The organism is Trueperaceae bacterium, from assembly GCA_002707365.1.
Lineage (GTDB): Bacteria > Deinococcota > Deinococci > Deinococcales > Trueperaceae > UBA6957.
This window is the reverse complement of the sequence record PAMQ01000019.1, coordinates 1-22,477: the sequence shown is the minus strand read 5'-3', so window position 1 is coordinate 22,477 and position 22,477 is coordinate 1. Positions and strand designations below refer to the sequence as shown.

Genomic DNA, 22,477 nt, shown 5'->3' with positions numbered 1-22,477 from the left:
GGTGTCTTCAATTCATCCCACCGCAATTGTTTCCAGCAAGGCAGTTATTGGGCCTAGAATAACTATCGGACCGCTCGTAGTCATAGAAGACGATGTTGAGATTGGAGAAGATACAGAGCTTCTAACCGGCACTGTCCTTTTAAAAGGCAGTCGAATTGGGTCCCGATGTAAAATCGGACCCTACGCGATAATTGGTGGCCTACCTATGGATAACGCCTATCAAGGAGAACCTAGCCTGGCGATCCTTGAGGATGAAGTAGAGCTACGCGAGTTCGTGACAGTTCACCGCGCTACTGGGGAAGGGTCAGAAACGCGGGTCGGTACAGGTTCCTTAATCATGACCTACACTCACGTGTCGCACAACGTAAAAGTAGGTAAGCACACTACCCTTGCTACTTCCGTTCAACTAGGGGGCCACGTTCAGATAGGAGATTATGCTTTCCTCGGAGCTAATGCCCTTATCCATCAGTTCTGCCGAGTAGGCACTCAAGCAATTATGGCTGGCGGAAGCGCTACCTCTAAGGATATTTTGCCTCACTGTATGGCAGCAAGTACTCCAGCAACTCACTATGGATTGAATCGAGTTGGCCTAAGACGACGTGGCGTTACTGACGAACGTTATGCAGCTCTAGAACGAGCAATACGTGCTCTCCGTAGAAACGATAAAGAAAAGTTCGAAGAATTAGCTTGCCATAGCACTGATGTAAAAGTCATGAAACAATTCCGCGATGAATCAGAGCGTGGTGTAGCTTCCTTTGCAACTAGGAGGCCTTAGAGTGACTGAGGCGATTCTGGTTAGCAATGGACCTGGTGAACTTTACACCTGGGTCCAACCAGTTTTAAAGGAGCTTCAATCACGAAATTTGAAAGTAAAAACCACGATCTGTTTAATCCCTTGCCAGTTTGCGGCTGGGGACGAGACAGATATCGCACGGACGTTTGGTGCTGATAGCGTAAGCTCTCCAAAAGAATTTATTAGTTTCCTTACCACGGGCCGTATACCGCCAGCTTGGAGCGGTGACAATGGTTTCGTCTTAAGCCTCGGAGGTAGCCAGGCTTTGGCTCTTCGCCTTGGCAGGAAACTTGGTTATCCCACTTACCGTTACCATTTCATCCCATCCTGGCATCGAGATCTTAAAGCAATTTTTGTACAAGACAAACCTACAGAACGGCAGGCCCACCTTAAAGGGGCGCCTAATAACCGAATCAAGAGGGTAGGAAACCTGGTTGCTGATGCAGTGGATATCAGCACGCCACCTGAATCTACCAACTTTCCCCACATCCTTCTTTTTCCTGGTAGCCGCGATGCCTTCGCCGTAACGCTTATACCTTTTTTCCTTGCGTTAGCAGACGAGCTAGGTCAAATTTATCCTAATGCCAGTTTTGTGTGGCCAGTGAGCCGATTGCTTTCTGAACGCACTATTGAAGATGGTATCGCTGCTAAACAACCAGTATTTCCATGCAGCCTTGCAGGATCGCGCCAAGGAAATTTTGTGACAACACCCTCAGGCACCCTTATTGAAATGGTGCCTGAGGCCGACCGCTATAAACACATGCGGAATTCTGACATCGCAGTAACAATCCCAGGAACTAACACTCTTGAACTAGGCATAGCAGGTGTGCCGAGTATTGTTCTTCTACCAATGAACAAGCCTGAAGCCATTCCGCTCGAAGGAATTGGTCACTGGCTGGGTTTAATCCCTTTAGTTGGGCCTTTACTTAAGAGATGCGCTGTAAGGATTTTTGTAAATCGTCTATCTATCCCCATTTCCCTACCTAATAGGATTGCTGGGACGGATATAATGTTAGAGGTACGAGGAATAATTTCTGTCCCTCAAGTAGTAGAGAAAATAACCGGATTGATTGATGACCCAACAGATCTTTTGCGCCGGAGACGACAACTCCTTGCTAGCATGCCAAGACCTGGTGCCGCCAAAAAATTAGTTACCGAAATACTAGCGGACATAAATGCTAAATAGTCGTTTCCCCCCACTTTTTCCCAGGTCCCTTCTCGCTATCCTTGGTTTCTTTGCAGCTATAGGAACCGCCGGCCTGCGAGTCGCGATTATTCCTCTTTTCGTCACGCCTTTGTTTGATCAGGTACTAACAGCAGGAGACTTAAGCGCTTTACCGCGCATATTAGTACTAGTAGGACTAGCAGTAATTGGAACCTCGGTGCTTCTATTTAGCCAAGACAGTCTTTTCGGCCGAGAAGCAGCGACAACTGCAGAGCGTTGGCGAAAACAGATTTACCAAGATCTCCTAAACCGGCGTCCCGGAACTCTTCCCGGTACGAGCGGCGGAATCACAGGACGAATCCTTACTGATTTAAAAGATGTTGAGATGTTCATTCAGTTTGGCGTTGGTAGCTTGGTGGCTGAAACCGTTACTATACTCGGCACCCTAGGAATTCTAGCAGCACTTAGCTTCAACGCAACCCTTGCTCTCACCTTACTAACTATTCCTCCTATCGGAATACTCTGGTTAGTTGGCTACTGGCTTCGACGGGCAGCAACGTCAACACAAGAGAGTACTGAGGCGGTAAGTGCCCACTTACAAGAAGGCTTAAAGCATCATAGAGTGGCTAAGGCATTCAACGCTATTCATTTCCTAATGACGCGATTCTCTGTAGACAATAAGCTTACTCGCTTAGCATCAATCAGAAGAACCTATCTAGCTAGCCTGCAGGTTCCAATAACACAAATCCTGGTTTTCTTGGCCGTAGCGGGTCTTGTCAGTCTACTTGCCGGCCGAGTAGCCGGAGGAACCCTCACTGCAGGCGAAGCGGCAACGTTTCTAGCCTTAGTGGCATTCTTAGCTACACCAGCACAGATTCTGCCCCGTAGCTATGCCTTTTTGCAACAGGCCAGAGCAGCTCGGACCCGACTAATTCTACTCATGAGAATTACGGACAATATGCAAAGCATCGAACATCTAAAAAGTGACTCCCCAGGTCTAGAACTTCGAGACGTTACTTTCGGTTATCAACCAACCACCCCAATTCTTAATAACGTCAATATCGCCTTTGGTGATAAAGGACTAATAGCTTTGCAAGGTGAAAGTGGAGTAGGAAAAAGTACTCTCCTAAACCTAATACTCGGATTTCTATTACCTCAAAAAGGAGCTGTCCTGTGGGAGGGGCAGTTAATAGACCAACACCAAATCGCTGACTTAATAGGATACGTTCCCCAGGAAACAGATTTGCTTCGGGGAAGCATAATAGACAACTTACGTTTAGGACGCCCCGCGAATGAGACGGATACCTGGACAACCCTTAAAGACGTCCAGATGGATCATGCCGTACGGTCATTATCTGGTGGACTTAACTACCAATTGCAAGAGGATGGAGCAGGCTTATCGGGTGGCCAACGACAACGCCTGGCTGTGGCCAGAGCCTTGCTAGGTAATCCAAAAGTACTTTTACTAGATGAGCCCAGCGCCAACCTTGATCGCGAGACAGAAGCAGTTCTAATCGATACCCTCATCCGAGAATCACAATATCGCCTAGTACTCGTGGTAACACATAAACGTACCTTATTGGAATGCTGTGACCTAATCATACGCCTATCGGGTAATGGTTCCTTAGAAACTCATCGCCAAATAGCAGCAAAGAAGCTCTGATTATGGACCCAACTAATCTATATCAACTTCCTGACCTCTATGATGAGCAATACCTAGACTATCGGGATGACCTGTCCTTCTATTCTCGGTTGGCTGACGACCAAGGAGGTCCGATTCTTGAACTAGGAGCTGGAACGGGAAGAGTAACTGCCACCCTAGCCAGACGCGGGTACGAAGTAGTCGGATTAGATAATTCCGAAGCGATGCTTGAACGAGCTAGAGCCTATGTTGCATCTCAAGCAAACGGGAAGCAGGTGTCGCTTCTTCTAGATGATATTCGTACCTTCGAACTAAACCGCACATTCTCTTTGATTGTGGCGCCCTTCAACGTGTTTGCCCACCTCTATACGATGGCTGACCAAGACGCTGCACTTAATTCCATACGCAAGCACCTAGCATCGGACGGAGCTTTTGCACTCGACCTTTTCATACCGAAGTCAGAATCTAATAAAGGAATTAAACGAGAGCCCATGTTAAATCGTTCTCTGGGAGTTGGAAGAGAGTTGTTTTTGGTTCAGCACCACAATCCTGAAAATCAATTACTTGAATCTCGATATTATCTTGATACCACTAATAATGACGGGAGTCTTTACCGAAAAACAGCTATTCTCAAGCAACGCTATTACACTCGTTTTGAACTTACCCGTGCCCTAAAACAGGCCGGGATGACACGGACTCTCTTTTATGGGAGTTTTAATCGGGAACCGCTTACTCACGAAAGTAAGCAAATGGTCGTCATTGCTCGATGACGACTTCGACGCACTTCTCAGGTAAAACCTGAATCATCAACATTCTGCCATCAATCAATCAGGGTTTTCCTCACAAGAACTATAAGGCGATACTTGTCTTGCTTGATATGCCTAATTAGTCATCTGGTCACACTTGGGATTCCAATGCTCGCATAGCGGCTGCTACACCTACACCATGTTGCACGTTACTTCCTAACTCCCGTAACACGTCCTCTAAAACCGCAACCAAAAGTACGGCATCATTAGAATCAGCATAACCAAGGACAGACGGTCGGAATAACACATCGCGGGTGTGATCCTGACCCGCTGAAATCCGAACTCCCCGATCAGCAAATCCTTTGACAATTAGGGGAGCCATGATTTTTTCTGGCGCACGAAGAGCTGCAACTGCGGGACTAACTCTGGCCGCAAAACCTTTACACCCAATAGCTTCCGCACCCGCTAATATTGCAAAATTATTATGAGCACGACGCTGCCAAATAGTTTCAATTCCTTCGGCTAGCAAATTTTCTACCGCTTCATCGAGAGCATAAAAAAGGTTAACAGCCGGCGTGTAAGCACATTGACCTTCTCGTTGGCTATCCCTTTCCTTACGTAAATCCAAATAAAAACCCGTTTTAGCTTTTGCCCCATGTTCCCAAGCTCGCTCCGACAACCAAGCAATTGAAAGTCCTGGAGGACTCATAAATCCTTTTTGAGAGCCAGAGAAAATCCCGTCAAGCTGCCATTCGTGAGGCCGAAGTTCAGCAACAGTTAGGCTTGTTATGCAATCAACAAGAAGCAGGGCTTCGGGTACCGTATCGTGCACAGCTTTTGATATCGCCTGGATATCATGCAATGTCCCAGTAGACGTCTCAGAATGGACTACCAATACTGCAGAAACGTCCGGGTGTTTGCGAAGTTCGTCAGCAACCTCGTTAGCATCGATTGCTTCTCCCCAAGGCAGTGAATACTCCTCAACGCGATAGCCGTGGTGACGAGCTAGGGTTGCCCAACGCGCGCCAAATTTTCCTGCATGCAAAGCCAGTACCTTTGCTCCCGCTGGAACACAGGCTGTCAACCCAGATTCGAATGCTGCAGTACCGCTAGCGGTCAAAATCATCACATCGTCACCCGGAACTAAAGCTACCTCCGCTATTTTCGAACGAATCCGTTCAAGTAGTGCCGCAAATTCAGGGCTTCGGTGATGAATTGTCGGCTTCGCCATTGCTGCCAAAACTGCAGGAGGAACTTCCACGGGTCCAGGTGCTAGAAGCCTTGGCTTGTAGTTCCCAATGCCTGTCATAATTGCACCACTCGAAGACTCTGAATAACATCACTAAGGTTATTTAGTACGTTCAATACCGGTTCTCCTGGCAACTGGTCGAGGCTTAAGGCAAACATTGCTGACCCATCCTGATCAACGCGAGATAGCTGCATGTTATTTATGTTGACACCAGCATCTCCGAGGACAGTCCCGATACGGCCCACCGCACCAGGTCGGTCGTAATTCCTACAAATTAATAAGGTTCCTTCTGGCCTGATTTCAAGGGGATAATCGTCAACGCTGACAATTCTCGGATCTCCTTCCAACACCGTCCCGCTAACACTAGTACGTCCGACTCCGGTAAGAACTGACACTAGAATATGATTAGTGTAACCACGACTCTCAGGATCTGAAATTACTGAAAAACTAATGTGACGCTCACGGGCTATCGACATAGCATTGATATAGTTTGGCGCCTCATCAAGAAATACTTCCAGAAAACCCTTTGTAACAGCTACAACTACTGGGTCAGGATCAAGAGGAAAGTTCCCAGAAAACTCAACCTCAATCCTGTTGACCCTACCGTCAACAAGTTGGGCTATGGTTTTCCCCAAAATCTCACCCAATCGTAAATGGCCTCCAAGAGCTGATATAACGTTTGGATCTAGGGCAGGGGCATTAACTAATCCCTGAGATAGTTCTCCATGGAGCGCCCTTGCCGTTCGCTCGAGAATTTCAGCCCCTATCCTTTCCTGAGCTTGTGTGGTGTTAGCTCCAAGGTGGGCAGTAAACACTACGTCGGTCCTCCCAATCAAAGGGTTATTAGTATTCGGCGGTTCTGTCACAAAAACATCTAGTCCAGCAGCAAATACCTTTCCCTCTTCGAGGGCGGATGCTAGGGCCTTCTCCTGCACAATTCCGCCCCGAGCCGCATTAACGACTACCACGCCTTCTCGCATAAGGTTAAATTCTGCTGGACCGATTATTCCCGTAGTTTCCTTAGTGAGGGGTGTATGAACCGTGAGTATATCTATTCGGGATAACATTTCGTGCAGGTCATCGTATAGCACAACGTCAATCTGTTCAGCCCGACGATGGGAGACATATGGGTCATAAGCGATTACCGTCATTCCAAGAGCTTGAGCGCGCTGACTGACTAAGGAACCTATCCGACCTAACCCTACTATGCCAAGGCAAGAACCGTTAACCTCGCGTCCTAGAAAATGTCGGTCCCAAATACCTTTGCGAATCATACGATCAGATTGACTAACGCCTCTTACAGCGTTGAGCATTAGCGCGATCGCAAGCTCCGCAGCAGAAATATTGTTCGCTTCCGGTGCATTAACAACAATTATCCCGTGGCGACTTGCTGCTTCAATATCAATGTTATCAATACCTACTCCAGCGCGACCAATTACCTTGAGCCGTGATGCACTTCCAATTAGCGGTTCATCTACCTGTGTGCGACTACGGGTAACCAGAGCGTCAAACTCTGGTAGTACACGCTTAAGTTGATCGTATTCGATATCAGGAGAGTAAACAACCTCGATATCCGAAGCGTTTAATTTGCCTATGTGAATCGTGTCTGAGACAAGAATTCTTAACATGCTCGAGTGACTATAGCATGGGGTAAGACCACCAAAGTAACAAGCTCTTTCAAGTAGATCAACCTCGTGCGAAAAGTTCACCAGATAGCGCTCTACAGGGCTCTGCCTTCTCTGGTGATAATTGCGCTCAACACCAGAAGTTAAATTTCAACCAACCGGAAAATTATGGAGGCCATTTGATAAGAGCGTTAGTGGTTCAACATCTCACCAACTGCTGTTTGAAGGTGTCAATTAAACCGCTATGATTCCCAGATGAAACGGAACCGACTCTAAACTTATCCCCTGTCCAGTAACGGAAGATACGTAATAACGATACTAAGAGTTACGATAAGCTCTATTTCCTCAATATTGGACTGCTCAATAATAGCTTCTCTTTAAATATTTAATCTTGCTAGGAATACCTGTTACGACTAGAAGTTTATATTATCTCTCGAAAACCGACAGATTCGGTACGTCGCTTTAACTCCAAACGTAACCGTTCAGCCCAAATCGCCTCTAATCTAGGGTCAGAATCAAGTATCGTCTTGGCAAAATCCCTAGACTTCTCAATAATTTCCCCATCCTGCGATAGATCGCCCAGAATTAGGTCGGGTAAACCTGACTGCCGGGTTCCTTTCAGCTCTCCTGGTCCCCGTAAGCCCAGGTCCTTCTCCGCAATTACGAAACCATCATTACTCTTCTCAACCACCTCGAGTCTATTTCGAGTCTTCTTACTGGTATCACCAGCTATTAAAATGCAGTGGCTTTCGTACTCTCCGCGTCCGACACGTCCACGAAGTTGGTGCAACTGTGATAAACCGAACCTCTCAGCGTTCTCAATAATCATAAGGCTTGCATTAGGAATATCTACTCCAACCTCAACAACCGTTGTTGAAACCAGTAAGTCAAATTCGTGCCGACGAAACCTCTCCATTACCGCGTCCTTTTCCACGCCAGGCATTTTTCCGTGCAGCATTTCAATCTTCATTTCTTTGGGCATCAGTACTCGAAGATCATCAAACATTTTTGTGGTTGACACTACCTCTTCAAGGGCCTCGCTCTCTTCAATCAGAGGGGTAACTAGATAAACTTGTCTTCCCTTTTTAACCTCACCCCAGGCAAAACGGTAAACATCACGCCTCTTAGATTCATTTAGGAGCCGAGTAGTTACTGGCTTCCGACCGGGTGGCAACTCATCAATGATTGATAGCTCAAGGTCGCCATAATAGGTAAGTGCTAGGGATCGAGGGATTGGAGTTGCACTCATGACCATAACGTCAGGCAAGTCTCTCAAAAGCTTACGCCTTTGCTCAACCCCGAAGCGGTGTTCCTCGTCGATTACCGACAACCCCAAATCATGGAACTCAACGCCTTCCTGAATTAAAGCGTGAGTCCCAATCGCAACATCAACCTGTCCCGAGTGAACACGATCTCGCGCCTCATCACGTTCCTTCACGCTCATTGAACCTATTAACAACTCACTCGAAACTCCTAAGGGAAACAAATAATCTTTTAGATTTAGAAAGTGTTGTCGTGCAAGGATCTCTGTAGGAGCCATAAGGGCAGCTTGAACACCATTCTGCACAGCTACATAGATAGCTGCCGCAGCCACAGCGGTTTTCCCAGAACCAACATCTCCCTGAAGCAGTCTCGCCATTTGCCGTGATCCAGCCATGTCATCTAATACTTCTCCAAGCACCCGATCTTGGGCCTTAGTAAAGGTAAAGGGAAGGTTTTGCTTGAAGGACTCTAGATCGGCCTGATTAATCTCAAAAGATCGACCCTCAATTGAGGTATCGCTATTAAGTAACACCCGCAGTTCCAGAAATAAAAACTCGTCAAATTTAAGTCGCTCAAGAGCCTTCTGCAAATCACCTTCTGAATCAGGAAGGTGTATAACTCTTAGTGCCTTGTCAAGAGCGATCATCTCGAAGCGCTTCAGGACACTCCGAGGCAAGTAATCTGGGATCGTACCGAGTGCACTAAGGAGGCGATGTACCGACCGCCTGATATATGCTTGGCTCAATCCTTGGGTACTAGAATAAATCCCAACTATTCTCCCAGCAGAAAGTGATTCGGCTTCCTCATCAATTTCAAAATGAGCGACATTTATTTCTAACTGCCGGCCCTGGCGTCTTACCTTACCGGTAAGAATTAGTCGTTGACCCGGAAATAGCTGTTTTTCTAACCACGGTTGGTTAAACCAAAGGGCAGTAAGGCGACCTCCCCTCTCGTCTTTCATAAAGGCTCGTATGATTTTCATGCCACGGCGACTTCGAACTACCTTGCGGCCTGTAACATTGCCAACTACAGTGGCAATATCGTTGTGGTTTAGTTTGCCAAAATGGGGTAATACACGCCTATCTTCGTAGCGCCTCGGATAGTAGTGCAAAAGATCCCGAAACTCCTTAATTCCAATTTCGCCTAGCTTGCGGTGAGAATGAACTCCGAGATCAACCTCCCGGGTCTTAATAGCCAAATCAAGAATCGATGATTTACGCTTCTCCCGAACTACAGACTCAGTCATAAACCCAAGAACAGTCCCGCTTACTAAAAGGCTCGCAGGGTTCTAACTCATACCTGCTCAATTTCCGAGTCAACATTTGATGATCATGAAAAATCCTATTGGATTGGATAATTTGGATATACTCCCCTCATGCGAAAATCTCCTTATTCAACCGCTGCTACGACCCAATACTAGGAACCTATCTCTCTCATATTTGTTTCATTACTAGCTCTTCTCAACTACATTCTAGACAAATTACGTAAACTGGCGCTTGAGTTTAAGAAGTTCGGCACGCTTCAGTTTACCTGCGGCAGGCCCTAAGATATTTATCCTGGAAGAAAACGCCTTATAGGCGAGGGCCTGTAAAGACAGGGACAGGCGTTGCTTAGTAACATAGATGCTTGGAGTTGATGTAGTGCATCAAGAAACGTGATTAAGGATTCTATTAGGGAATACAAGTGGCTGGCACTAATAGCCTCTAGCCTTGGTGCGTTATTAAGCGCATTAATGTATGGGGCTGTTAACGTTGCGCTGCCCTCACTGGCAAAAACATTTGAGGTGGATTTTAATCTCGTTCAGTGGGTGATGCTGTCCTTCTTGCTTGCATCTGTAACTGTCCTTCCGATTATGGGGCGTTGGGCAGATATGGTCGGTAAAAAGAAATTGTTTCTCTTGGGATACGGAGTTTTTATTGCGGGAAGCCTTTTATGCGGTCTCGCCTCAAACGTTGGTCTTTTGGTCGTCTTCCGGATCATACAGGGGCTTGGTTCAGCTTCTGTAACAGCTCTTGGGCTCGGGATTATTACGGAAGCATTTCCTCGTCACGAACGTGGGCGTGCGCTTGGTTTTAACGCCGCAATCATGTCGTCTGGGATAGTTATTGGGCCATCGCTTGGTGGATTATTAGTCGATGTTTTTACCTGGAGATGGGTCTTCTTTATCGTGGTACCCCTAGGGTTATTGGGATTAATTTTTGCTCAGCGTTTTATAGCTCCAGACCGCCCTGCGGGAAAGCAGAGCTTTGATTTCTTAGGTGCCGTTTCACTATTTGGGGCACTACTGTTATGGAGCTTAGGCCTTACTTTAGGACAAGATTTCGGCTTTACGTCAACCTTCATTGTATCTCTATTCGTTACGGGTAGCTTAGCGATGGCGGCTTTCTTGATCATTGAATTGTTCACAAAGGAACCCATAGTGGACCTCAGGCTATTTCGGAAACCCGTTTTAGGCATTAATCTTGGCGTAGCTTTCCTCACCTTTATTGCTATCTCTGCTGCTGTCCTGATGATGCCTTTCTATTTAGAAAACGTTCTTGGCCACAACCCGAGGAATGTGGGACTCCTCATGTCTGTAATTCCGATCTTCCTAGTCATCGTGACACCTATAGCTGGCCTTGCATCTGATAAGTTTGGTGAACTCCCTATTTCTCTAATTGGGCTGACAATCTTATTATTCGGTTATTTTTCTGTCAACACCCTTTCTGAAAATACTACTGCAGTAGGTTATTTACTCCGCTTTCTCCCTATCGGCCTTGGCATGGGCTTTTACCAAACCCCTAACAGCAGTGCCATAATGGGATCAGTACCCCGGCATCAATCTGGTTTGGCAGGAGGTTTATTGGCAATGACCAGGACACTCGGGTCGAGCACTGGCATTGCCGTCCTAGGTACCGTTTGGGTGGCTCGAGGCAATGCTCGAGCTAATAGTGAAATACACTTTAATGTTACCGAAGCCTCAGCCTCAATCCAGGTAGCTGGCCTTCACGACGTGTTCCGAGTAATCCAAGTAATGATTGGCATTGCATTAGTAGTTTCATTGTTACTAGCAATCAATAATAGGGGTAACAAAGAAGGTCCCCAAAACTAAAAGTTTCGGCTATAAATATCTATTAAAAGCCGCCCCACCCAGACCCACTAACACCTACTTTTGGTCCTGACACAGGTATGCTACCCGTATGCCACACGCTGCTATCGATCTTCTTAGTCTTGGAAATAATCTAAGAGTACTTCGCGATTATCTTGCTGCTGATACGAAAATAATGGCCGCCGTGAAGGGTAACGCCTATGGGCATGGCGCTTGCGAAATCGCGACTCATCTTGAAAGTTGTGGGGTGGAAGCTTTCGGGGTTGCCACAGCAGCGGAGGCTCTGGCACTCCGACACTCAGGGATCACTGCCAACATCCTAATCTTCAGCCCCGTTTTCGAACAACTGTCAGAATTAATTGACTGCAACATTACCCTAACTGTGGCTAACTCTGAAAGCGTAACTGCTATTGCGGCATCAGGAGCAACTAGAACTGCCCAAGTTCATCTTAAAGTTGATACCGGAATGGGACGTCTCGGACTTGATTGGCAAAACTCCATACAACTCGCTCTTGAAATAGCTAGGACTCCCTCTATCGAGCTAGAAGGAGTCTGGACGCATTTGGCTCGCGCCGATGAGGGGGCTGTTGAGCATACGCATCAACAGCTTGATCTCTTTAACAATGTGCTCGACGCTCTTGAAAAAGAGGGGTTAAGGCCACCGCTTGTACATGCGGCCAACTCGGCAGCTATCATCTCTTACCGTAATAGCCACTTCAATATGGTGCGTCCTGGCATCGCTCTATACGGATATCACTCTAGCCCAACCATCGCCAAGTACGAACCTAAATTAAAACCAATCATGAGCCTAAGTGCACCGATAACTTTCGTCAAAGCAGTACAGGCCGGCACCCCAATTTCTTATGGGGGTTTATGGACGGCAACCACGGATACCGTTATCGCGACAGTACGTTGTGGGTACGCTGATGGGTACCCTAGGGGGTTATCTAACTTGGGACACGTGCAGTTCAGTAACAGATGCTTGAAGGTTGCAGGGAGAGTGTGCATGGACCAGATGATGGTTGATGCGGGCGATTCCGGAATTGCCGTAGGAGACCGAGTAGAGTTATTTGGTCCTGAAGGTCCTGACCTGGTGCAGTTAGCCGCGTCAATTGGTACCATCTCATACGAACTATTGACGTCAATATCAGCCCGAGTTAAGCGGACATATATGTCGTCACAAAATAAACCGTTACTGTGAGAGGCCAGCCTAAGGTGTCCCGACCATCTTAAACTCTGGCTAGTTAACTACCTAGAATTGAATTTAGAACTAGAGATATATTTCAAAAAACTAACAATCTCTGGGCTTTGACTAACTCACTCAGAAGCAGCGTTGTCACGTCTCACAGGAACAGGTTGCACTTGATCTTTCGATGCCGCAATCCTTATGATGCGCCGCTCATCAGCCTCTTGGACCACGAACCTGAACCCTTCGTAATGCAAGGATTCACCCGTATCGGGAATATATCCGAACTCACTTATTAGGAAGCCGGCGAGCGTATCGTACTCGCCGTCATCAGCAAACTCCAAACCGAGCTCCTCAGCTACTTGCTCGAGGTTGGCAGCTCCCTGGATCTTATATTTTCCTTCCCCAAACAGCGTAATATCGTCTTCTTCCTCAGTATCAGTCTCGTCGTAAATCTCCCCTGTAATTTCCTCAATAATGTCCTCAAGTGTAACCAGGCCGGAGGTACCACCGAATTCATCGACCACTATTGCTAAGTGATTCTTTCTCAATCTCATATCTCTAAGAAGATTCATCACGCTTAAAGTCTCCGGAACATATTGGGGTTGACTCATTACATCATTGACGCGAGTCTTAACTAGATCTTCCGGATTACCTAAAAACGGTAGTAAATCACGAGCATAGGCTATGCCCCGAATATCATCTATTGTCTCGTTATAAGCTGGCACACGGCTGTAACCATTTTCAGTCGTCAAACTGAGTAACTCGTCAAGCCTAGCATCCTCATCTATAGCCACCACGTCAACCCGCGGAGTCATCACCTCACGGACAACCGTCTCTTCAAGATCGATTATAGACCCGATCATCTCTTGTTCCTGAGCTTCAATGACACCTGATTCCTGAGCACTTCGGAGCATCAATCGTAGTTCACTCTGAGAAATCAAAGGACCTGTTGATGGCTCAAGGCGGAATAATCTCAGCACTCGAGTAGCTATCCAAGTGAAGAATAGGCCAACCGGATAAAGGGCAATTGATAAAACGTAGACCGGTCTTATCACAAGCCTAGAAAACCTCACGGCATTATGAACCGCTATCGATTTGGGAGTAATCTCCCCAAAAACCAGGATAAGCAAAGTCATCGCAACCGTGGCATAACCAACCGCCACGGGTTCACTGAAACCATAAGTTCTAGAAAGCGACAACACAATCTGAGTAACGAGTGCCGTAGCTGCGACGTTTACTAGATTATTCCCTATCAACAGGGTGGTGATAAAACGTGTTGGATCCTTCTCAAGTAGGGCGAACGCGCCAGAGGGATCCTCACCATCCTCTCGGAGCTGACGAACCTTCCACTCCCCAATAGCTGTAAGCGCTGTTTCAGAACCAGACATTAACCCGGACAACAGAAGTAATCCGATAAGCAATACTATTTGTCCAAGACTCACGCCCCGCGTTCCTTCGGGCATCTGAGCCATAACAAAAAGTAAGGGAGGTATAACTACCAGGAAGAATAAAACTTTCCAATAGAGTCTAGATCGACTGGGAACATCTTCCATGTATTCACGGAATTGTAGCACAGCCCTAGCAACTCTTTCGAAAACTCACCTTAGCGAAGACCCTTTTTGTGCCTTCTGCACAGTGGGATCATACGTACCTAAAACCAAGTCCAAAGGTATACTTAGTGCCCAAGAAAGATTGCTTACTGCTAGTTATGGAATACCCGATCGGAGTTAACGTGATTCCTCACCCCGAAAACACGGTTAAGCATCAGGGCTACGTAGGATGGGAATCATCTTGAAACTAGGAACTCTAGTCAAAAACGCATTCGGCTATGAAGCCGACCTTCCAGACATTGATGTTTTGGGAGTTGCGCAGGACAGCAGGCTGGTAAAGAAAGCTTTCGTTTTTGTTGCTCGCACTGGAATAGAAACGGATGGCCATCTCTTTGCCAACACAGCTGCTGCAGCTGGGGCAATAGCCATAATGGGGGAAAGACCAGGCCTATCTCATCTTGAAGGCCTACCGTATTTGCAAGTAAATGATGCTCAGGCAGCAACAGCGCAACTCGCAGCGGCGCTATACGGTCACCCGTCAAGAAGCCTAAACATTCTAGGTGTTACCGGTACCGATGGCAAAACAACAACAGCCTATCTAATCCATCACTTACTTTCATCTACTGAAACAGTTGGCCTGATCAGTACAGCCCTTATATGCAGTCGTAATGATGCACTTAAAGAGGAAGGTCATTTCACTACACCCGAATCCCCTGAGGTGCAGCGCATTCTCGCTAAGTTTCGTGACGACGGATGTAAATATGCTGTAGTCGAATCAAGCTCTCACGGGTTCGCACAAAAACGCCTATCAGAGATCAATTTCGATATCGGAGTATGGACCAACCTCAGTCCAGAACACCTCGATTTCCACGGAACGTTCAGTGCCTATCGTGAAGCTAAACTCGAGTTGGCGCGTAAGGCAAAGCTAATGATTTTAAATCGTGACGATGATAGCTATGAAGTGTTCGCTAAAAACTCAAAAAACTCCCAGAGTTACGGCTTGCATCCAGAGAGCAATTGGCGGATTCAGAATGTCATCCCGAAGACAACTGGTGTTTCATTTGAATTAGCAGGACCATCTGGAAAGGGCTCAACCCATTTACCAATATTGGGGGTTCACAATGTTGCAAACGCTGCTGCAGCCATTGCTACTGCAGTTGAAACAGGCATACCTTTCCAGGTGGCTCTTCAGCGCCTGGAAACATTCGGTGGCGTCCCAGGGCGTATGCAACTTCTCCAAACGAAACCCTTTCAGGTGATAGTTGATTTTGCTCATACCCCGCCTTCCGTGGAAAAGCTCCTTGACACGTTCCGACCGTTAACTAAAGGACGGCTCATCTTGGTTGTTGGAGCAGCGGGACAACGCGACCCTACCAAACGCTTTCCGCTAGGCCAAGTCGCCGCTAGCAAAGCTGACTTAGTCTTTTTCACGGAGGAAGACAGCCGCAGCGAAGCAATCGAAGTAATCCTAGCTGATTTAGCTCATGGCGCTAGGTCAATTGGTGCTATTGCTGGAACAGATTTCCAACTCGAACCTGATCGACGAAAAGCTATCGCAGCAGCTATAACCGAAGCCCAACCCGGAGACACCGTTATCCTCAGCGGCAAAGGACATGAACGAACCCTCGAGCGGTCTACAGAAACGTTGGATTGGGATGAGGAATACGAGGCTCGCCAACACCTATGACTGCCACAAGGGCGCACCCTTTTAGGCCCCATAAGTAAAATACACCTATGCGAACCTCCGACTTGATCATGGCTAAGCGAGAAGGGCAAGCGCATTCTCGAGAAGAGATTTTTAACTTCATATTTGATTACGTAGGCGGATCTGTACCTGATTATCAAGTATCAGCTTGGTTAATGGCAGTCTGCTGGCGAGGTATGACTACGTCTGAAACAACGGCCCTGACTGAGGCAATGGCAGAGTCTGGTGAATCTCTTAATCTCGACGAATTTGCTCACTCAGTAGATAAGCACTCAACTGGTGGGGTTGGCGATAAGACAACTCTAGTGCTAGCACCACTACTTGCCTCTTGTGGGGCTACCGTAGCAAAGATGAGTGGTAGAGGTTTAGGACATACCGGTGGCACCATCGATAAGTTAGAGAGCATTCCTGGTTTCAATAGCAGCCTCTCAGAAGAAGCTTTTTTGCATCAAGCTCGTTCAGTTGGCATCGTAATTTCTGGGCAGTCAAAGAATTTGGCGCCAGCTGATGGCCTTATGTACGCCCTTCGCGACGTAACCGCAACCGTTCAATCTCACCCTCTAATAGCTAGTAGCATTATGAGCAAGAAACTTGCAGGTGGCGCTAAAAGCATAATTTTAGACGTAAAGGTTGGTAGCGGCACTTTTGTGAAAACCATCTCAGAGGCCACTACCCTCGCGAGGACTATGATGGACATAGGTGAACACGCTGGTCGCCGCATGCGAGCTGTACTCACAGATATGGTTGAACCGCTTGGCCTTACAATCGGCAATGCAATAGAGGTACGGGAGGCTATCGAGTGTCTTCAAGGTAAGGGGTCCTCGCAGCTACGTAATCTATGCCTATCGTTGGCCACCGAGTTACTCGCGACAAGTGGACTCAGCATAAACGAAAACCTAATTGCCAAAACTCTTGACAGTGGAGTGGCCTATGAACAATTTGAACGATGGATATTGGCTCAGGGAGGCAATCCTGATACAGCGACTAATCTGGAACTTGCGCCTGATCAGCTTCTAATTAGGGCGCCGATCACCGGTATCATTACAGAATTAGATGCCTTTTCCTTAGGTCGAGCTATCGAAACGCTTGGAGGTGGGCGTAGTGCCAAAACGGACGAAATAGATTTCGGGGTCGGAGCGCAATTACACGCCAAGGTCGGGGATCCTGTGATTATGGGAGAGCCTGTAGTCACTCTTTACCATCGTGGCGGGCGTGGACTTGAAGCAGCGGCCGAACATACCCAAAGCGCTATTAAAATAAAAGACTCTGGTGAACCCAGAGAAACAGTCCTTAAAGTGATTAGATCTTAAAAGAATAAAACCCATAATTAAACCAAAGCAAATCACAAAGTCCTGAGGTTCTAAGAAACTTAATCCATCTAATGCCGACCTGAACCTATTCGACGTACATCGGGTAACCGACGTAAGGCAACCATACTCCACAAGCCAAATGCTGGCCCTAGAACTAAGATTAGAAACGCCCCCTCCCATCCGAGAACGGCCTGTACCTTTGGGACAGCATGAATTGACACGAGGGTGAGCAGAAAACCCAAGCTAGTTTGTACCGTTAAAGCCGTACCAACATAACGTGGGTCACTCAATTCCGTTACGGCAGCACTAAATTGAGCGCTATCCGCAATCACAGTTAACCCCCATATCAAAGCGATAGCAGTTAGTAATACTGGGTTCGAAAAAGAAAATCCAATCACGGCTGCACAAATACCTGAGATAATAAGGCTTCCGCTTATGACTTGCGTCCTTCCTAATCTGTCTGCCATCCAACCCGCGATGAGGCAGCCGACGCTACCTATAGCCACAACTCCGAAGCCCGCAATGCGAGCTAGAATCAGCTCAATTCCTGCTTGGCTGTAGCTGGCAATCAACATGAGAGGTACCCAAGCCCACATGGCGTATAGTTCCCACATGTGGCCGAAATAACCAAAATTAGCAAGTCGGCAAGGGGGATCAGAAAGCCCTCGCATCGCGAACCGCCAGTTGAATTTTGTTGCTGCTGTAAGGTGGGGCCCTTGACGTACAAACAGGGCCGCTATTGCTGAACCCAGTAGAGCCAAGCCAGAGGCGATTAGGAGAACAGGCTTCCACTCCACAGCAGTAGATTCTGTAAATAATTCCGGAATAACGTTTAGTAAGTGTGGCAAACCTGATCCTATAGTCAAAGCCCCTACTAGAACTCCGATGCCAAACCCACGGTCCCGTAGGCACCATGTCGCAACAAGTTTCATCCCGGGTGGGTAAACACCAGCCATGCAAACTCCTGTTAGAACGCGAAGGATTAACGCTGGTTCAAAACTGTCCACTGCGATGGCGATAAGCCCATTAAAGATGGCCCCCATTAGAGCACTACCTGCCAAAAACCACCTAGTTGGAATTCGATCTGCCAAGTTCAATAATGAACTCACAAGGGCACCCACGACGAATCCAACTTGCACACCCATAGTAAGCCAAGACTGTTGCCAGCTAACTAACTCCCATGCCTCTGTTACTTGGGGAATGACAGCAGATCCAGAAAACCACAGGGATAGCGAAAACAAAGTAGCTACAGCCAAGAGCAAAAGATTCCTTGTCTTTCCAGGCTCAGCATCAAACCCCTGGATTGTAGTAGTCATACCCACAGTATGGGGGCCCCCTCATTAACGCGAACAACGCTACTCCTGGCTCTATAAGCCCTCTCTAAACTGCTCAGTAGAGCATACATTAGCTAAACAGAGATCTAGACAAATTCTTCCGAGTCGAGACTACCCCAATAAGTACTTTTCTATAACGAAAACTGAATGGAGTAAATTTATTTTTGGGCGTAGGGTGTCATGTCCATTCCGGGGTATCGGGCTTGTACGTCAGCTAGCGTCTGTTCGTTCCAGTATTCATTGCCGGGAGATGGGAATCCGAACAAGTCACGTTCCCTAACTGAGGCTCGCTCCATCATTTTCCGCCAGGCCGGGAGATTAGCATACCTAGGCCAAGACATTTTGCCCATCCACGGGTTCCCGCGGGCCGAGTAATCAGCAAGGAGTATAAATCGTGAACGGTTTTTACCGGTCATTGCGGATCCCCTATGGAAAATATCAGTTGAGTAGAGAAATAGACTCCCAGCAGGAGCAGTTATTGTAACTTCATGTTCTTGCATTTCACCCATTGTGAGCAGGTGAGGAATCATTGGTGCTTTTTCACCATGAGCTCGAGGAACAATCCGGGTAGGACCATCGTCCTCAGTAACGTCGGATAACAATATGAATGACGTCAGTTGAGGCCAAAGCATGTCCCGGCGTGGCACAACCATATTGTGATTGCCAAAATCACGGTGATGAGCTTGGTCGTAATCAATAGCACCCGAGTACTTTGCCCACAACTCAATTTTATAGAGTTCTAGATTGGTCGTACCACAGAACCTCTCGGCAAAATCTACCAGATCAGGATGGAAAGCGATTTTGTTTAAATCCCAGGAGGAGTAAGGCGCAAGCTTCAATCCACTAAACTGGGTCTCGACTAACTGCGTGTATTTTTCAGGGTTAGCGAAATAGGCTTCTGGCGTAGGGTATTCAAGAAAAAGGCCCTCTCGGGCGGCAGCAAGCTCCTTAGGGTTTAAGAACCCTTCCACTACGGCATAACCTTCTGTCCTAAGGTTGTCTAGCACGTCGTCACTAATGGCCATGAGGCTTTTCATATCACGAGTTGTAAATAAACTAAGTTGCGTCCGTAATTCTGCAAGATATTATTTCTTGTCTAGAATTGTATGCTATCCAATATCAAATTAATTTGTTGACCCTGTTCACGATAATGCAGAAAAGTTTTTAATTCCCCACTCTCAGGCTTCACCTACACTAAACTGAAGTCATGTTCAATAAGGAGCAGATAGACCGGTATGCTCGTCACATAATTTTGCCGGGAGTTGGTATAGAAGGCCAACTAAAACTTAGGGATGCCCGGGTGCTGGTAATTGGCGCAGGTGGTCTTGGCTCTCCTGCCCTTCAGTATTTGGCTGCAGCGGGCATTGGCACTCTCGGGGTGGTTGATCACGATCAAGTCGAAATTTCTAACTTACAAAGGCAGGTCATCTTTTCTACTGACCAAATCGGGAAGCTAAAGGCGGATGCAGCTGCTGAACGCTTACAGGCTTTGAACCCTGAAATCAAGATTAGATCCCATGCAGTATACCTCACTCAAAATAACGCGCGAGAGTTAATACGTGAATACGACATTGTGATTGATGGTAGTGATAATTTCCCTACCAGGTACTTAGTAAACGATGCCTGTGTTCTCGAAGGTCGTCCCTTGGTGTACGGTGCAATTTCACGTTTCGAAGGGCAAGTTAGCCTCCTTCATGGACCTACCACCTCTGGAGTTGGGCCGTGCTACCGCTGCTTATTCCCTGAACCACCAGCTCCTGGCACCGTCCCGAATTGTGCTGACGCCGGTGTAGTTAACGTCCTTCCTGGAGTGGTGGGGAGTATCATGGCTACTGAAACCATTAAGCTAATTGTCGGGTTGGGGGAACTTTTAATTGGGACGCTAGTTTACTTTGATGCGCTTGGGACTACGTTCCACAGGTTATCTTTCGATCGCAATTCAGATTGTCCGGTTTGCGGTAGCGACCCTAGCGTGACAGAACTCATCGACTATAAAGCTTTCTGTGGTGAAGAAGTCACCTGACAGCTTGACACGTCTCGCTGACAGGCGGTACAGTGCAAATTCTCGTCGGCGCGGGGTAGAGCAGTCTGGTAGCTCGTCGGGCTCATAACCCGGAGGTCGCCGGTTCAAATCCGGCCCCCGCAACCAAACAATGCTTATGCCCTGCTAGGACAGAGTATAGGCATTTTTATTGAGGCCTCCGAAAACGTAATCCAAATCTAAATGCTACATTGAATTCGTATGGTGACCACCACCCCAAATTCACGTGCAGGTTTTGTAGCTATAATTGGGAAACCCAATGTAGGTAAGTCAACTCTACTCAACACATTGCTTGGGGTGAAGGTAGCACCGATCACTCCAAAACCTCAAACCACTCGGAGAGGTGTTCGTGGAGTCTTCACCGACATAGAAACATCTTCGCAAATAATTTTTGTGGACACCCCAGGAGTGCATCAAGGACCCACTGAGCTTGATCGATTCATGACGCGTGAAATCCGAACTGCACTCGCTGATGTTGACGCTGTGCTGTGGGTAGTTGATCTGCGACGCCCACCCAGTGACGAGGATAAGGATGTTGTAAAAATCCTTTCTAACGTCGAAACCAAAACACCAGTGTTCCTCATTGGTAATAAGATTGATGCAGCTAAATTTCCTGATGAAGCGCTGCGACTTTACCAGGATTTATTTGAACCTTCCTATGTTTATCCATTGAGCGTTCTGGAAAGTCCCCAGGAAGTATACGACCTGCGAACAAAACTTCTAGAATTACTCCCAGAGAACCCTTTCTTCTTCCCACCAGACATCAGTAGTGATCAAACCCGTGAAGCTTGGGCGGCTGAACTAATCCGCGAGAGCACCATGATTCATCTTCGGCAAGAACTACCTTACTCGGTGGCAACCAGGGTAACTAATTGGGAAGAACCCGAAGCCGAGGGAGATCCCCTTTATCTTAGTGCAGAAATTTGGGTTGAACGCCCTAACCACCGACCGATAGTCATTGGGAAAGGTGGTCGGATGATTCGCGAAATTGGTACTACCGCTCGAAAGCAACTTGAGATCTTTCTTGACACTAAACTTTTCTTGGACTTAGAGGTAGTCATAAGTGCTGATTGGCGCGAAGATCCTCGAAAACTTAGGGAATTAGGTTATGAATCATAATTATTACCATAACCAAAAATCAACATGCCTTCTTTTTGCGAAAATTATGGGGGGAAATTGCCTCTCTTAGCTCGATGGCGCCCTCTCCGCACGCTACCCGCCCGTCGTGGACGTGAAGCCTTGCCAGGAGTATACGAACTAGCTGACGAAGGAAAGCGCCTAATATACATCGGTCAATCGACGCGCGATGCACCAAACAGGATCAGACAGCACCTAGAAAGCAGCAAATGCATGAAGGAACACATCCGATTCTGGCGTTATACTTACAGTCGCATACCCAAAGCTGAAGAAGCTTCCGAAATAGAGAAGTACCGTTATAAGCACGGAGACTTACCACGATTTAACCGTATTAAACCGACTAGACGAGACGGTCAAAGTAGGTATTTAGAAAGAACCACTGAGCAATGACTTTTAGTAGTTCAACAGGAGGTACGGGTAGTGGCACAAACAGATGCTATTCCAGATATGGAGAGAGAACTAAAATTCTTTCCCATAGAAACAAAAGATCCAAAAAAACTCACCAAAGAGCAAATCAAAAAATACAACGAAGTAGGGTACGTCTTCCCACTAGACGTTTACTCGCCTGACGAGATCGAAACTAACCGCTCGTACTTCGACAAACTCCTAGTTATGGCACACGAACACGGACTTGGCGATT

18 protein-coding genes and 1 tRNA gene are annotated in these 22,477 nt (G+C 47.2%); 13 read left to right on the top strand and 6 right to left on the bottom strand.

The window, feature by feature from the left end; all coding sequences use genetic code 11:
- Position 1 precedes the first annotated feature (1 nt).
- Genes CMO31_09295 through CMO31_09280 form a run of 4 tightly spaced genes read left to right on the top strand, consistent with a single transcriptional unit; the run spans position 2 to position 4,370 of the window.
- Positions 2–775, top strand: a complete 774-nt coding sequence (locus CMO31_09295; protein MAZ54187.1) for an acyl-[acyl-carrier-protein]--UDP-N-acetylglucosamine O-acyltransferase — start codon at positions 2–4, stop codon at positions 773–775.
- A 1-nt stretch (position 776) separates the two neighbouring features.
- Positions 777–1,979 carry a hypothetical protein gene (locus CMO31_09290; GenBank protein MAZ54186.1) on the top strand — a complete coding sequence of 401 codons (1,203 nt, stop codon included), beginning with the start codon at positions 777–779 and terminating at the stop codon, positions 1,977–1,979.
- Positions 1,969–3,621, top strand: coding sequence for a hypothetical protein (locus CMO31_09285; GenBank protein MAZ54185.1), 1,653 nt, complete (start codon positions 1,969–1,971; stop codon positions 3,619–3,621). The genes CMO31_09290 and CMO31_09285 overlap by 11 nt, the downstream gene beginning before the upstream one ends.
- A 2-nt stretch (positions 3,622–3,623) precedes the next feature.
- Positions 3,624–4,370, top strand: coding sequence for an SAM-dependent methyltransferase (locus CMO31_09280; GenBank protein MAZ54184.1), 747 nt, complete (start codon positions 3,624–3,626; stop codon positions 4,368–4,370).
- Between the two features lie 127 nt (positions 4,371–4,497).
- Here CMO31_09280 and CMO31_09275 read toward each other — a convergent pair whose 3' ends face one another.
- From CMO31_09275 to CMO31_09265, 3 genes are all read right to left on the bottom strand, one after another.
- The gene (locus CMO31_09275; GenBank protein ID MAZ54183.1) at positions 4,498–5,655 is read right to left on the bottom strand and encodes an aminotransferase V; all 1,158 of its coding nucleotides are present in this window, start codon (positions 5,653–5,655) and stop codon (positions 4,498–4,500) included.
- Complete coding sequence (gene serA / locus CMO31_09270; protein MAZ54182.1) at positions 5,652–7,223, bottom strand: phosphoglycerate dehydrogenase; 1,572 nt, start codon at positions 7,221–7,223, stop codon at positions 5,652–5,654. Before serA ends, CMO31_09275 begins: the two co-directional genes overlap by 4 nt.
- Before the next feature lie 418 nt (positions 7,224–7,641).
- The gene (locus CMO31_09265; GenBank protein MAZ54181.1) at positions 7,642–9,729 is read right to left on the bottom strand and encodes an ATP-dependent DNA helicase RecG; all 2,088 of its coding nucleotides are present in this window, start codon (positions 9,727–9,729) and stop codon (positions 7,642–7,644) included.
- 408 nt (positions 9,730–10,137) lie between these two features.
- Here CMO31_09265 and CMO31_09260 point away from each other — a divergent pair, with 408 nt between their 5' ends.
- Both CMO31_09260 and alr read left to right on the top strand, forming a co-directional pair.
- Positions 10,138–11,574 (top strand): MFS transporter, encoded by a 1,437-nt coding sequence (locus tag CMO31_09260; GenBank protein ID MAZ54180.1) that lies wholly within the window; start codon positions 10,138–10,140, stop codon positions 11,572–11,574.
- 88 nt (positions 11,575–11,662) lie between these two features.
- On the top strand, positions 11,663–12,772 hold the full coding sequence (alr, locus tag CMO31_09255; GenBank protein MAZ54179.1) for an alanine racemase: 1,110 nt from the start codon (positions 11,663–11,665) through the stop codon (positions 12,770–12,772).
- Positions 12,773–12,888: 116 nt separating this feature from the next.
- Here alr and CMO31_09250 read toward each other — a convergent pair whose 3' ends face one another.
- The gene (locus CMO31_09250; GenBank protein MAZ54178.1) at positions 12,889–14,313 is read right to left on the bottom strand and encodes a hemolysin; all 1,425 of its coding nucleotides are present in this window, start codon (positions 14,311–14,313) and stop codon (positions 12,889–12,891) included.
- Positions 14,314–14,551: 238 nt separating this feature from the next.
- Here CMO31_09250 and CMO31_09245 point away from each other — a divergent pair, with 238 nt between their 5' ends.
- Positions 14,552–15,997, top strand: a complete 1,446-nt coding sequence (locus CMO31_09245; GenBank protein MAZ54177.1) for a UDP-N-acetylmuramoyl-L-alanyl-D-glutamate--2,6-diaminopimelate ligase — start codon at positions 14,552–14,554, stop codon at positions 15,995–15,997.
- Positions 15,998–16,044: 47 nt separating this feature from the next.
- Entirely contained in the window at positions 16,045–17,325 is a 1,281-nt protein-coding gene (locus tag CMO31_09240; GenBank protein ID MAZ54176.1) for a thymidine phosphorylase, read from the top strand.
- A 68-nt stretch (positions 17,326–17,393) separates the two neighbouring features.
- On the opposite strand, the gene CMO31_09235 is transcribed toward CMO31_09240, so the two are convergent.
- Both CMO31_09235 and CMO31_09230 read right to left on the bottom strand, forming a co-directional pair.
- A complete protein-coding gene (locus CMO31_09235; GenBank protein MAZ54175.1) occupies positions 17,394–18,641 on the bottom strand; it encodes an MFS transporter in 1,248 nt (415 codons plus the stop codon).
- Positions 18,642–18,817: 176 nt separating this feature from the next.
- On the bottom strand, positions 18,818–19,696 hold the full coding sequence (locus CMO31_09230; GenBank protein ID MAZ54174.1) for a hypothetical protein: 879 nt from the start codon (positions 19,694–19,696) through the stop codon (positions 18,818–18,820).
- Positions 19,697–19,866: 170 nt separating this feature from the next.
- Here CMO31_09230 and CMO31_09225 point away from each other — a divergent pair, with 170 nt between their 5' ends.
- The 5 genes from CMO31_09225 to CMO31_09205 form a co-directional block, all read left to right on the top strand.
- On the top strand, positions 19,867–20,682 hold the full coding sequence (locus tag CMO31_09225) for an adenylyltransferase (GenBank protein MAZ54173.1): 816 nt from the start codon (positions 19,867–19,869) through the stop codon (positions 20,680–20,682).
- A gap of 49 nt (positions 20,683–20,731) precedes the next feature.
- Positions 20,732–20,808, top strand: a tRNA-Met gene (locus CMO31_09220).
- A gap of 93 nt (positions 20,809–20,901) precedes the next feature.
- The gene (locus tag CMO31_09215) at positions 20,902–21,819 is read left to right on the top strand and encodes a GTPase Era (protein MAZ54172.1); all 918 of its coding nucleotides are present in this window, start codon (positions 20,902–20,904) and stop codon (positions 21,817–21,819) included.
- A gap of 57 nt (positions 21,820–21,876) precedes the next feature.
- Positions 21,877–22,227, top strand: a complete 351-nt coding sequence (locus CMO31_09210; protein MAZ54171.1) for a hypothetical protein — start codon at positions 21,877–21,879, stop codon at positions 22,225–22,227.
- 30 nt (positions 22,228–22,257) lie between these two features.
- A partial coding sequence (locus tag CMO31_09205) for a hypothetical protein (GenBank protein ID MAZ54170.1) occupies positions 22,258–22,477 on the top strand: 220 nt, incomplete at its 3' end.